This is a genomic window from uncultured Allobaculum sp. (assembly GCF_948576815.1).
Lineage (GTDB): Bacteria > Bacillota_I > Bacilli_A > Erysipelotrichales > Erysipelotrichaceae > Allobaculum > Allobaculum fili.
In genome coordinates, this window is sequence record NZ_CAPAEZ010000007.1 from 25,953 (window position 1) to 39,044 (window position 13,092).

Sequence of the window (13,092 nt, forward strand, 5' to 3'; positions counted from 1 at the left end):
ATTTCGCGCATGGAAAAATACTCGAACGCTTTAAAGAAAAGGACCTGATCCTTCCATCCGGCCAGGTCAGAACCGACAGGAAAGCCGTCGATGATTCGAGTGCAAGGAACAGAGAAGACAGATAACGAATATGGATAAGATCGATAAATCAAAATATACCCCCATGATGCAGCATTACCTGCAGCTCAAAGAAGAAAATCCCGATGCGATCCTGATGTATCGTCTCGGCGATTTTTATGAAATGTTTTTTGACGATGCCAAAACGGTTTCCCGGGAACTGGATCTCGTTTTAACCGGACGCTCCGCCGGCGCGGAAAAGGCACCGATGTGCGGCGTGCCGTTTCGCGCAGCAAAATCCTATATTACCCGTCTGGTAAAAAAGGGCTATAAAGTCGCGATCTGCGAACAGCTCGAAGATCCAAAAGAAGCCAAGGGCCTTGTGGAACGTGGAATCATTCAGATTGTGACGCCGGGAACGCTGCTCGAAGAAGAAAACTCCAAGCGCTCTCTGAACTATCTGGCGGTTCTCGCTTCCGATCACCTTCATATTCTCGTTCTGCTTTGCGAACTGTCGACAGGCGAGCTGCGCTTTACGCAAATGGAAAAATCCATTACCGCCGTTCGCTCCCTTCTCAATGAACTGCAGGTCAAGGAAGTCGTCGCCTCCCGAAAGCTCGATAAAACGTGGCAGGCCGCGCTGAAAGCCGATGAGGATCTGACGTTTTCCATCGGATCGCCGGCGCCGCTCACACCGTTTGATGAAAGCCTGATTCCGTATCCGGACAAGCTGATCGAACAGGCGCTCTCCCTGCTGACCGGCTACCTGCAGGCGACGTCCATGCAGCACGCGGACCATCTGATGAAGATGACCCCTCTCTTTCCGGAAGCCTGCATGATTCTCGATTCAGAAACCCGCATGCATCTCGAACTGACCCGTTCGAGTTCTTCCTCTTCCAAAGCCACTTCCTTATGGGAATTCATGGATCATACAAAAAGCGCGCAGGGCGGCCGCCTGCTGCGCGAATGGATTGAAGCCCCGCTCCTTTCGGTCGGAGAAATTACGGCCCGTCAGGATGCCGTACAGACGCTGCTCGATCAGTTTCTGATCCGCGCGTCTTTACAGGATCATCTTTCCTTCATTTACGACCTCGAACGTCTGGCAGCGCGCATTAGCTATCGCAGCGCTTCGCCTCGAGACGTTTTGCAGCTGAGTGCCTCGCTTGAACACGCGGCGCCGATTCTCGATCTGGCTTCGTGCCTCGACAGCTTTCCGATGATTCAGGAAGTCGACAACTGTCAGGATCTCTACATGCAGATCAAGGACGCCATTGTGGCCGAACCGCCTCTGTCCACCAAGGACGGCAACTATATTGCGGACGGCTACGACGCCGAACTCGATGAGGTGCGCCGTCTGGTCACGTCCAGTGACGAGGCGTTAATGGAACTCGAAGCGAGAGAACGCGAGCGGACAGGCATTAAAAATCTGAAAATCGGCTACAACCGGGTATTCGGCTATTATGTCGAAGTTCGAAACAGCCAGCTTTCGCAGATTACGCCGGATCTTGGCTATACCCAGAAACAGACACTGGCCAACAGTGCCCGTTTTACCTTTGATGAACTGAAACAGCTCGAAGATAAGATTCTGAACGCGCAGGAGCGGAAAATCGTTCTGGAAGAAGAACTGTTTTCCCGCCTGCTGGAAACGATCAAATCCAGACTGGCGGATCTGCATCAGCTGTCCAAGGCGCTCAGTCTGATCGATGTTCTCGTCTCGCTGGCTGATCTGGCGGCGATGCAAGGCTATGAACGTCCGGAATTTACCCAGACGCGCAGCGTGGAAATCGTCGAGGGCCGTCATCCGATTCTCGATGAGCGCATGCCTTCCTTTGTCTCCAACAACTGGACTATGGATGAAAACTGCGACATCTGCCTGATTACCGGTCCGAACATGGGCGGTAAATCGACCTGGCTGCGCCAGAACGCGCTGATTGTGATTATGGCGCAGATCGGAAGTTTCGTTCCGGCCAGAAAAGCCAAGCTGCCGGTTTTTGACCGCATCTTTACCCGCATTGGCGCCAGCGACGACCTGCTTCAGGGCAAGTCGACGTTCATGACGGAAATGATGGAAGCCAATAACGCACTGCGCCACGCCACGAAAAACTCGCTGATTCTGTTTGACGAAATCGGCCGCGGTACCGCCACGTACGATGGCATGGCGCTTGCCCGGGCGATGCTGGAATATCTCAGCGGCGCCATCGGCGCGAAAACGCTGTTTTCCACCCATTATCACGAACTGACGGAACTCGAAGAAACGATCGATAATCTGCGCAATGTCCACGTTGACGTGCGCGAAAACAAAGGCAAAATCGAATTCCTGTACCGCATTGTCGAGGGCAAAGCGGACAAATCCTATGGTATTCATGTCGCGAAGCTGGCCGGTCTGCCGAAAATTGTCATCAACCGGGCGGACGATCTGCTCCACGAATTTGAAGCCGATTCGCCGGCCTCCAATATTCCATCCAGTCTCTTTGTGATGGATCCGGAAGATCTGGACCGCATGGCGCTGATCGAAAAAATTCAGAAAATCGATCCCGACAGTCTCTCGGCCAAAGAAGCGCTCGACATTTTGTATCGCCTCAAGCAGGAAGCCGACAAGCTGAGCTGATTTCCAATTTTCCGCTTCAGACAGGGAAATTTGATCCGCTGTTCTGGCCTTACAATTTACGCAAGCCGGTCTGCGATTCCGGACCGGCTGCTTTTTTACCTGAAATGGAGAAACACACGATTTTATAAATCGAAACCAATAGAAATACAGACAGAAACCCGAGAAGGAGGGAAGGGACATGGGAATTATTCATGTACTCGATGAGCAGCTGACCAATATGATTGCGGCTGGCGAAGTCGTCGACCGGCCGGTGAATATCGTCAAGGAATGCGTGGAAAACGCGCTCGATGCCGGTGCGGACTCCATTGATATTGAAGTCTTCCAGGGCGGCATCGATGGCGTCATCGTGACCGATAACGGCTGCGGCATGAGCTTTGATGATGCCCGCATGGCGTTTGAGAGACATGCCACGTCCAAGATCCAGAGCGAAGATGAACTGTTTTCCATCTCCACTATGGGCTTTCGCGGCGAGGCGCTCCCTTCGATCGCTTCGGTTGCCCGCGTCAGCATGACGACCGCCGATGTCCATGGCGGTACGCGCATTGTCTTTGACTACGGCGAACTGATTTTGCATGAACACGCGGACGTACCCCAGGGAACGCGAATCGAAGTGCGCGGTCTGTTTTTGCATACGCCAGCCCGTTTTAAATATTTGAAAAAGCCGAACTATGAATTCGCGGTCATTGCGGATGCGGTCAATAAAATCGCGCTCGCCCATCCGGAAGTCCGCTTTACGCTGCGCCATGACAATCGTCTGATTTTTCAGACGACCGGCAAATCCAACCGTCTTGAAATTCTCTTTCAGATGTTTGGCCGCGACGCTGCCAGCAAAGCCGAAGCGTTTGAAGCATCCAGTCCCGACTTCAAAATCAGCGGCTACGCGCTCCAGCCGTCCGTCAACCGTGCGTCCAAATCCTATATTTACCTTTGCCTGAACGGCCGTACGATTCGTTCCTGGCCGATTGTCAACGCGATTGTCGAAGGCTATCGCGAATTCCTGCCCAGGGAGCGCTATCCGGTCTGCTTCCTGAATATCGAAACGGATTTTCAGCTCGTCGATGTCAACGTGCATCCAAACAAGCTGGAAGTGCGGATTTCCAAGGAAGAATATCTGGCTGATCTGATCAAAACGACGATTCAGTCGCTGTTTGAAGAAAAAATTCAGGCGCCCGAGATTCAGAATCCGGCTGTGCACCAAAAGGAAACGTATTCCATGGAGCCCCTTCCCGGAACGATGGTAGTCCAGGAAAACCGCGTGCGCGACTACGGAAAGCCGGCTGCATCTGCGTATCCCGCCGGATCCGGTGCGCCCCGTATGGATCGAAAGCCTTCCGCACCGTTTGGCTATCCGGCCGGAGCGGTTCCGCCGCGCACCGATTCAAAGGGCCAATCAGCCGCCACGGCAGCTTCCAGAGAAGAAGCCCCGCAGCGCTCCGGCACCAAAGCATCGGCAGATGCAGAGCTTGCCTTTCTCAATTCGTCCTTTCTCAATCAGGCGCAGAAAAAACTTTCCGATCTGACCGCCAGCGACATGCCCGCTCAGACCGCTCCGGTGAATCCCCAGAATCCAGCCGGAGAAGATCTTTCTCCTGTGCAAAATCCCGTTTCACAGACTTCGGTCTCTGCTGGTGAAAAAACACTTTTGAATTCTGGGGAGGAAAGAGCCGAAAACGCCTCTGCCCATCGTCCGGAAGAAAGTGCGGCTTCAGGCCGTCCTGTGCAGGAGCGTACGACGCCTGACTATCCGCAGGGAACTGCGGATCCTGCCGAATGGGCAGCCCGTCAGGACGCCCGCGGCATTGGCTATCTGGATACGCTGCGCATTATCGGCCAGCTTAAGGATTCCTACATCGTCTGCGAAGACGACGAAGGACTCGTCATTATCGACCAGCATGCGGCCCAGGAGCGCGCCAACTTTGAAAAGATTGCCGACTCCTTTGAACAGCCTTCTCCCTACATGCAGCCGCTGATTCTTCCCATTTCCAAAACCGTTCCGGCGTCGCTGATCGCAATGGTCGATACGCTCAACGAAAGCGTCGGCCGTTACGGACTGCACTTCGACGTGCTCAATAGGTCGCTGGTTCTGCGCGAAATTCCGGGCTGGATGACGAACATGAACGCGGAAAAATTTGTCGATGATCTGCTCGTCTGGTTTGCCTCCCACAAGGATGTGAACATGCAGGAACTCCGTCGTCATATGATCGCGACGATTGCCTGCCATTCTTCCATCCGCTTTAACCACCGGCTTTCGATGGAGGAAATGAAAAAAGTCATTGAAGACATGAAACACTGCCGCCAGCCGTATCATTGCCCGCATGGCCGCCCGACGATTATCCGGCTGACACTGAAGCAGCTGGCCAGGGAGTTTGAACGTGCATAAGGTGATCGCAATCGTCGGACCGACGGCTTCCGGAAAAAGCTCCATTGCGATTGAAGCGGCCCGACGGCTCAATGGAGAAATCATTTCGGCGGATTCGATGCAGGTGTACAAAGGCATGGATATCGGCACCGCAAAAATTACGCCTCAGGAAATGGAAGGCATTCCCCATTCTCTGATCGATATCGAAGACATCGATACGCCCTGGAATGTCCGCAAGTTCCAGACGCTCTGCCGTCAGAAAATTGAAGAAATCTGCGCAAAAGGCAAAGTGCCGATTCTTTGCGGGGGAACGGGACTGTACGTCAAAGCCGCGCTTTACGACTACGAATTTGAAGACGAATCGGAAAGCGAAGAAGATCAGAAACTGACGGCTGAGCTCGAGACGAAAACGAACGAAGAACTGTACGCGCTTTTGCAGGAACTCGATCCGCAGGCCCTGGAAAAAATTCACATCAACAATCGCAAGCGTCTGCTTCGCGCCGCTTTCATGGCCCGCTCGGGAAAAACAAAATCCATGCGTGAAAACGGGCAGAAACATGAGCCGATTTATGATGTATATATGGTCGGTCTCAAAGCGGACCGCGCCCTGGAAATTGAACGCATCGACCGCCGCGTCGATCAGATGTTTGATGCCGGACTTGCAGACGAAGTACGTGCACTCTTTCTTTCCGAGAAAAGCCGCACGTATAACAGCTTTCAGGCCATCGGGTACAAGGAATTTGCGCCGTGGCTCAAGCGTCTGGAAGACGATGAAAACGGACAGAGTACAAAAAAGCTGACCGAAGCGGAAAGCGAAACGATGCTTCAGTCCATTCGAGAGCAGATCAAGGTGCATACGCGGCAGTACGCGAGACGGCAGATGACCTGGTTTAATCACCAGATGCCGGTGCACTGGTTTGATCCGGCCAATAAGCAGGCAATCTTCGATGCGCTGGAGGACTGGTATGGAAAAGACAAATCCATTTAAGCGGGCATCCCTGCTTTACGGAAAAGAAGGGCTGGACGCCCTGAAAAACGCCTGCGTGATCGTCGCCGGATGCGGCGGAGTCGGTTCCTTTGCGATTGAATCGCTCGCGCGCAGCGGCGTGGGCAGACTTGTGCTCATCGATAAGGACGTAGTGGAAGAAACGAACATCAACCGCCAGCTCTGCGCCCTGCAAAGCACGATCGGCCAGTATAAGACCGACGTCTGGAAAGCGCGGATCGCGCAGATCAATCCGGGCTGCGAGGTCGTTCTCTTTACTGGCTGGTACGACGAAAACATGGACGAACAGCTCCTCGAACAGAACCCGGACTATGTGCTCGACTGCATTGATTCCATCGGCTCCAAAAAGGACCTGATCCGTTTCTGCCTGCGCGAAAAAATTCCGCTCATTTCCAGCATGGGCATGGCCAGACGTCTTGACCCGTCCAAAGTGGAACTCGTGGAACTGGAAAAGACGGCCGGCGATCCCATGGCGAAAATTCTTCGCCTGTGGAAGCGCAAGAGCCGGATTCGCGGCAAGATCATGACCGTCTGCTCGAAGGAAATTCCGATGGCCATGCCACAAGGCGAACCGCTGCCTTCTTCGATTTTTGTACCGTCAACCGCCGGCATTCTCATGGCGTCGCGCTGCGTCAGCGATCTGCAGAAAAAGGCGCTCCCGAAGGCAGAAAAAGAACCTGCCGCTTCGATGGGCGAGTAAATCCGATTATCCATGGATTTCCCGGTCTGAGAGATCGTACGTGTGCATGGCCATAAACAGGCAAACGCACAAAAAAGTAAATTCAAAAAACAAGATCAAACCAATACAATCGTTTCATCTTCTTTGCTTCATCCCCAGATAAAAAATGACTTCCCCAAAGGAAGGAAAGGAAACCTAAAACTGAATGAACGAACTGACAATCCAAATTATTCTGCTAGTTGTTCTCCTGCTTCTGTCCGCTTTTTTCTCCTCGGCGGAAACCTCGCTAGTCGCTGTTTCACGCATCCGCATCCGTACGCTTGCGGATCAGGGCAACCGACGGGCGAAAATACTGCTTCAGATTTTTGAAAACGAGCCGAAAATGCTGTCGGCAATTCTGATCGGAAACAACCTCGTCAATACGTTCCTGGCCTCTCTGTCGTCCATGATCGCCTATCGATTCGGCGGCTACGCCGTGTCGATCGCGACCTTTCTGATCACGTTTCTGATCCTGGTCTTTGGCGAGATCACCCCGAAAACGCTGGCGACGATCAGCTCGGAAAAGTTCGCGCTGATGTACGCGCCGATTATCCGCTTTCTCATGCAGATTCTCACGCCGGTCATCTGGTTCATCAACATTTTCTCCGGTCTGATCCTGCGCATGTTCGGCGTAAAGGGCAGTCAGAAAAACGCCCAGATTACCGAAAGCGAACTCCACACCATTCTGGATGTATCGCATGAAGAAGGCGTTATTGAAGCAGACGAGCGCGATATGATCCGCAACGTGTTTGAGTTTACTGATGCCAAGGCGCGCGAAATCATGGTCCCCCGCGTCCATGTGACGTCCGTTCCTTCGAGCATCACCAGCCAGGAGCTCAAGCAGATTTACGATCGCGACCACTTTACGCGAATCCCGGTGTATGAGGACAATCCGGACAACATTATCGGCATCCTCAACATGAAAGATCTTATTTTCCACGATCCCGATGAACCGTTTGATCTCAAGAAAATGCTTCGCAAGCCGTATTTCACGATTGAAAACAAGGGCATTAACGAGCTTCTTGAAGAAATGCAGAAAGACCAGTACAACATGACGATCGTGCTCGACGAGTACGGCGAACTGGCCGGCATTCTGACGGTCGAAGACATCATTGAGGAAATCGTCGGCGAAGTGCAGGACGAATTCGACGCTTCGGAAAATGAAAACATCATTCAGGTCGGTCCTGGCCGCTACAAAGTGCGCGGCTATCTTTCCCTGCACGATCTTAACGATGCGCTGTCGCTGCATCTGGACAGTGAAGACTACGATTCGATCGGCGGCCTGCTCATTGAAAAGCTCGGCCGATTCCCGACGCTTGGCGAACTCGTCCAGCTTGATGACGGACTCAGTGTCCGCGTAACGTCCCTGCACAAAAACCGAATCGAAGAAGTCATGCTCATGATTCAGGATCCCAACGCGCAGACCGAAGAAAAGAGCGCTTCAAAAGAAGAAGCCAAACCCGAACCTTCCCAGGAAAAATCCGGCGAAACGGATCGGAAAAAGCAGAAATAATCCGACTGGCGATTAAGCGTATTTTTCCAAGAATAAAAAGACCATCTGAACTTTATATATCATACAAATGGTCTTTTTTTCATGGTCGGATTCCAAAGCGGAATCCGACCGAAAATCAGTGCGCTTTTCCCTGATTGGCTACCGCCTGCATTTTGGCTTTGATTTGTTTCGCGTCGCCCAGATAGTAATGGCGCAGGACGTTCATATCGTCGTCGAATTCATAGACGAGCGGTACGCCGGTCGGAATGTTTAGCTTGACGATTTCTTCATCGCCGATTCCGTCCAGATACTTCACGAGCGCGCGAAGGGAATTGCCATGGGCGGCTATGATGACGGTCTCTCCGTCGCGAATTTTCGGTTCAATATGTTCCAGATAGTACGGAACGACGCGTTCAATGGTCGTCTTGAGCGATTCAGCCAGCGGCAGTTCATCGGCCGGAATTTTGGCGTGGTGGGGCTGGTTTTGCGGCGCTCTTGGATCTTCTGGATCCAGAACGGGCGGCAGCCCGTCAAAAGAACGCCGCCATATGAGAACCTGTTCGTCTCCGTATTTGCGGGCGGTGCCGGCTTTGTTCAGTCCCTGGAGTGCCCCATAATGCCGTTCGTTGAGTTTCCACGTCTTTTCGACGGGAATATAGTTTTCATCCAGTTCATCGAGCACGTGATTGAGCGTGTGAATGGCCCGTTTCAAATACGAGGTGTAGGCCCGGTCGAGAACGATGCCTTCCTCTTTGAGCAGACGGCCGGCTTCTTTTGCCTCTTCATGCCCTTTTTCGGACAGATCCACATCCGTCCATCCGGTAAAGCGGTTTTTCCGGTTCCATTCGCTTTCGCCATGGCGAAGCAGCACAAGTTTTTTCATATCCAGACTCTCCTTTCTTTGATTGTTAGTTTAGTCTAATCGAAGAGTAGCAGATTGGATCGATCCAATCCAATCGGATGCCAGAAAAAAACAGACTCTGTCGAGCGGACAGAGTCTGGAAAAGACAAGATGGAAAGACGGAAAGATCAGAAGCAGAACGGTTTACTGAGCCGCGGCGGAAGAAGAGCTGGCAGAATCCTTTTTTTCAATGAGCTGACCGTGATGGTAGCGCTGGTTCTGGTACTGCGGGGCGTCCGGATTTTCCATGATGTAATCCGAAACGGCAGCGGCGAGCGCTTCGGCCACTTCGTCCTGCTTTTCTTCGCTGTTGAGCTTGGCAAGATCGTCCGGATTGGACATGTACGCCAGCTCGATCAGCATCGAATGAATATCGGACATGGTCACCAGCTGCAAAAGCTGATCGTCGATCGTCTGGTAGTTCTGCGCCCAGCCGATCGCGCTGAGATATTCGTGCATTTTATCCGTCAGCGCGCGGGTAATCGAGTCGTCGGGGTTGATGAAGAAGATCGTGCCTTCGACGGAAGGATCCGCAAAGGAATTGCAGTGAAGGGAGATGTAATAATCCGCGTCCTGTTCCCATTGCTGGGCAAGACGGTAATTGAGGTCATCGGATTCGACATCGCCCCAGAACACATTGTCGTCCTGACGGATGTATTTAACTTCGATCTGAGGATTCAGCTGTTCGAGATACTGACCCATTTTCATGGCGATCGCCAGGTTCAGATCTTTTTCCAGCGTGCCGTTATCGGTCGTTTTGCCGCCGTCTACGCCGCCATGACCGGCATCGATGAGAACGGTAGCCACTTTTTCTCCGGTATCCGGATACGTTTTATACGTCGGCGGGGTCGGTTCGGTCGACGCGACCGACGTCTGGGTGCTGGATGTCTGCGACTGGGAAGTCTTGGAAGTTTTCGGTTCAGGAGGCTGCTGGACGGGGGAATAGGCCCGGGTAAACAGCGTGGAATAAAGAACGATGGAAAGGCAGAGCAGGAGCGCGAAATACAGTCCAGCATGCGCGGCCTTATTTTTGCCTTTGCACTGCTTTTTTGGGGAAGGGGATGGCATGTATACCTCCTTTAAAAATCAAAAGACAGAAATCCGCGCAGGAAGCGGGATTCTGAAGAGTTCAAAAGAAAAGATGAAAGACAGGAAAAAACAAAAATTGATCACCGATCCTGTCGGGTTCAGGATCGAGAGGCCGCATTCTGCTTCTGTCTGGATGCGTAGCCCGGTGCGCCCGGGTTGTAGAGAATCGTATCGGAAATGGCAGCAGCGGCTGCTGCGGCGGACTGTTCCAGGCGGGCGGAATCCTTAAGATACGAAAGATCGGTATCCGAGCTTAACAGTCCGAGATCGAGTTCAATCGCGTGCGCATTGGACATGGAAATCATCTGCAGGGGATAGTCGCGGGTAAAGACAATACCGCGATCGGGGAGCCAGGAAACCGTCGCGAAGTTTTCGACGATCCGGCTGGCGAGATCCTTAGCCATGTCATCGTCATCGTTGAGGATGATCTGAAAGCCGCTGGCGGAAGGGTCATCGCTGGCGTGCGCATGCAGAGAAATTACGTAATCGGCCTGCACGTCTTCCTGCTTCTGGATGCGGGCGGCCGTATCGTTCCAGTTGTTGCTGCCTAAACGGGTATCGTCTTCACGGGTGAGGACAACGTGAAGATCGGGATTCTGCTTTTCAAGATGGGCTTTGAGCTTTTTCGCGTAGTCGAGAACGATATTTTTTTCCTGACTGCCGTCTTTGGCGCCGTCGCCAAGATCCGATCCGCCGTGACCGGCGTCAATCAGAATGGTTTTCGCATTCTGACCGTCGGCTTCACGAATCGCAAAGCCGTAATCGTCTTTGGAAGAAGCGGCCGCTTTTCTGGCGGTTTCTTCGAGGGTCTCGCTCGTTTCGCTTCCCGTCTGCGTCGAAGCCGCATCGGCAGAATCCGATGAAGCGGAGACTTCCGTCTCTGCAGAGGATAAACCTTCCAACGCCTGAGCGCTCGAACGATCGCTCGAGGAACTGGAAGAAGCCGCGTCTGCGTTTTGCGGACTCTGGGCGAGGGCGGCAGTTGTGAAAGACGTCTGTGCATTCTTGCCGTTTTCAAAGGCGGAAGGGAACAGCGCGTATAAAGCGGTCGTTACCGCAAGCAGACCGAGTCCGTACAGGACGGCGGCCGCGGAACGTTTGAGTTTCAGTTTCTGTTTTGCCATACGGCCTTCCTCCTTTCCCGGTCTTTGCGCAGACGATCGTTATTCATGGCGGATATCAATGGATGGCGTCCGTCGACGTCCGCCGCGCGATACGTAATTCTATCACATCGTCCGACAGATTCCGATTTGAAAACAAAATTTACCAGAATTGGAAAAAACCGATACGTAAAGGATGATAGACATTTTATAAAATCAGAGACGTGCGTTCACAGAAAAGAACGCCGTGATCAGGCGTTCTCAAAAAGGGCCGTTCCAATGCGGACCATATTGCTTCCGCAGGCGATAGCCAGCTTGTAGTCATGGCTCATGCCCATGGACAGATACTCAAAATCGGGGCGGTTTGCCTTATGTTTTTCAAACAGGGAATGAAGCAGCGTGAACTCTTCCCGGTTGACTTCCTCGGGCTGATTGAGCGAGGCGATCGTCATCAGACCGCGTACGCGAACGTGCTCAAGCGTATCGCAGTACGCGAGCAGATCGTCCAGTTCTTCGGGCGGAAGGCCGGTTTTGGTTTCATCCGTTTTCGACACTTTCACTTCGATCAGAATGTCCTGGACCAGATTCTGCTTGGCGGCTTCCTTTTCAATCTGCGCGGCCAGCTTTTTCGAATCCACGGATTCGATCATGGCGACTTTGCCGACAACGTATTTCACTTTGTTCGTCTGCAGATGGCCAATGATGTGCCAGGTATAGTTCGGATCGTATTTTTCAAGAAATTCCTGTACGCGGTTTTCGCCGAACGTGCGAACCCCGAGACGGTACAGTTCATCGACTTCTTCTTTGGAATGCTTTTTCGTCACCGCAACGAGCGTGACCTTTGGATCGTTCAGACGTTCTTTAATCAGTTTTTCATTCATAACGAGAGTCCTTCTTTAAACGGTATCCAGAACGGCGAAAAATCAAATCGTTGTTTTCAAATCGTCTGGAGTACCTGCGTCCCTTATTGTATACCGAATTGCAGAACCGGCAGAGCAGGGAAAGACCGGCCCAGATTGCAGAGCATGCAGGCGGCAGACCTTCTGCCAAAAAGGCGACAGTACCGTCAGAATACGAGAAGATAATAGAAGAAAAAAGGAGGTGCGCAGATGCAGCACGAATGTAAAGTGACCGTACTGGAAACCAAAGTGTTTCCAGAGCTTCAGCAGCAGTATCTGGCCAATCCAAAGTCCGGACCGTGTCCGTTTTTTTAAGCCCGGCGATACGTTTGTTCTCAAGCGGACGGAAAAACAGGACGATTTTTACCATCTCATGAACGGCAGGTTTTGCGGAGAAGCGTGGGATGCCATCAGCCGCTACATTTCCGCGGCTTTGCAGGGCGGATCGATCATGTATAAATGGACGAACGATGAGCGGATGATGATCGCCTGCTGCCACGACGGCACGCGGCCGGTGATTTTCAAGATTGAACGGATCGATATTCCGGAAACAGAAGAAGAAAAAGAATGGCTGGAAAAGCAGGACTTTTCCAACCGCGCCCAGGACGCCTATACCGGCTGAGTTTCGAATCATCCGTTTTCAAGCCGATCGGTGCGTCCATACAGTCGGAATGGTTTGAGATCTGGAGTTCTGGCGGAAGGTTTTGCCAGCGCGACCGGATCTCTTTTTCTTTTTCCGGAGAGCAGCTGCCGCTCTTATCCTTCCAGACCGGGATTAAGGAAAGATGAAACGATTCTTTTCCTGGGGTAAGAACGGTTGAAAGAAGCGGCTGAAAAGATCGGTTGAAAAGCGGTTCAAAAAA

General features: G+C 52.4%; 11 protein-coding genes. 6 read left to right on the top strand and 5 right to left on the bottom strand.

The window, feature by feature from the left end:
• Positions 1-130: 130 nt before the first annotated feature.
• The 5 genes from mutS (at position 131) to Q2J39_RS01680 (ending at position 8,261) form a co-directional block, all read left to right on the top strand.
• Complete coding sequence (mutS, locus tag Q2J39_RS01660) at positions 131-2,665, top strand: DNA mismatch repair protein MutS (protein ID WP_288338969.1); 2,535 nt, start codon at positions 131-133, stop codon at positions 2,663-2,665.
• A 178-nt stretch (positions 2,666-2,843) separates the two neighbouring features.
• Positions 2,844-5,045, top strand: coding sequence for a DNA mismatch repair endonuclease MutL (gene mutL, locus Q2J39_RS01665; RefSeq protein ID WP_288338968.1), 2,202 nt, complete (start codon positions 2,844-2,846; stop codon positions 5,043-5,045).
• The gene (gene miaA, locus Q2J39_RS01670; RefSeq protein WP_230266998.1) at positions 5,038-6,012 is read left to right on the top strand and encodes a tRNA (adenosine(37)-N6)-dimethylallyltransferase MiaA; all 975 of its coding nucleotides are present in this window, start codon (positions 5,038-5,040) and stop codon (positions 6,010-6,012) included. Before mutL ends, miaA begins: the two co-directional genes overlap by 8 nt.
• A complete protein-coding gene (locus Q2J39_RS01675; RefSeq protein WP_288338967.1) occupies positions 5,990-6,730 on the top strand; it encodes a tRNA threonylcarbamoyladenosine dehydratase in 741 nt (246 codons plus the stop codon). The genes miaA and Q2J39_RS01675 overlap by 23 nt, the downstream gene beginning before the upstream one ends.
• Before the next feature lie 184 nt (positions 6,731-6,914).
• Entirely contained in the window at positions 6,915-8,261 is a 1,347-nt protein-coding gene (locus Q2J39_RS01680) for a hemolysin family protein (RefSeq protein ID WP_230266950.1), read from the top strand.
• 115 nt (positions 8,262-8,376) lie between these two features.
• Here the strand turns inward: Q2J39_RS01680 and gpmA are convergent, their stop codons facing one another.
• The 5 genes from gpmA to Q2J39_RS01705 all read right to left on the bottom strand — a co-directional run bounded on the left by gpmA (position 8,377) and on the right by Q2J39_RS01705 (position 12,599).
• On the bottom strand, positions 8,377-9,123 hold the full coding sequence (gene gpmA, locus Q2J39_RS01685) for a 2,3-diphosphoglycerate-dependent phosphoglycerate mutase (protein WP_288338966.1): 747 nt from the start codon (positions 9,121-9,123) through the stop codon (positions 8,377-8,379).
• Positions 9,124-9,285: 162 nt separating this feature from the next.
• Positions 9,286-10,209, bottom strand: a complete 924-nt coding sequence (locus Q2J39_RS01690; RefSeq protein ID WP_288338965.1) for an N-acetylmuramoyl-L-alanine amidase — start codon at positions 10,207-10,209, stop codon at positions 9,286-9,288.
• A 119-nt stretch (positions 10,210-10,328) separates the two neighbouring features.
• Entirely contained in the window at positions 10,329-11,354 is a 1,026-nt protein-coding gene (locus Q2J39_RS01695; RefSeq protein WP_288338964.1) for an N-acetylmuramoyl-L-alanine amidase, read from the bottom strand.
• A 227-nt stretch (positions 11,355-11,581) separates the two neighbouring features.
• Positions 11,582-12,211, bottom strand: coding sequence for a YggS family pyridoxal phosphate-dependent enzyme (locus Q2J39_RS01700; RefSeq protein WP_288338963.1), 630 nt, complete (start codon positions 12,209-12,211; stop codon positions 11,582-11,584).
• On the bottom strand, positions 12,204-12,599 hold the full coding sequence (locus Q2J39_RS01705) for a hypothetical protein (protein ID WP_288338962.1): 396 nt from the start codon (positions 12,597-12,599) through the stop codon (positions 12,204-12,206). Before Q2J39_RS01705 ends, Q2J39_RS01700 begins: the two co-directional genes overlap by 8 nt.
• Between Q2J39_RS01705 and Q2J39_RS01710 the strand changes: the two genes are divergently transcribed.
• Positions 12,513-12,851: a TIGR04076 family protein gene (locus Q2J39_RS01710; protein WP_288338975.1), complete on the top strand. Its 339-nt coding sequence runs from the start codon at positions 12,513-12,515 to the stop codon at positions 12,849-12,851. The genes Q2J39_RS01705 and Q2J39_RS01710 overlap by 87 nt on opposite strands.
• Positions 12,852-13,092 lie beyond the last annotated feature (241 nt).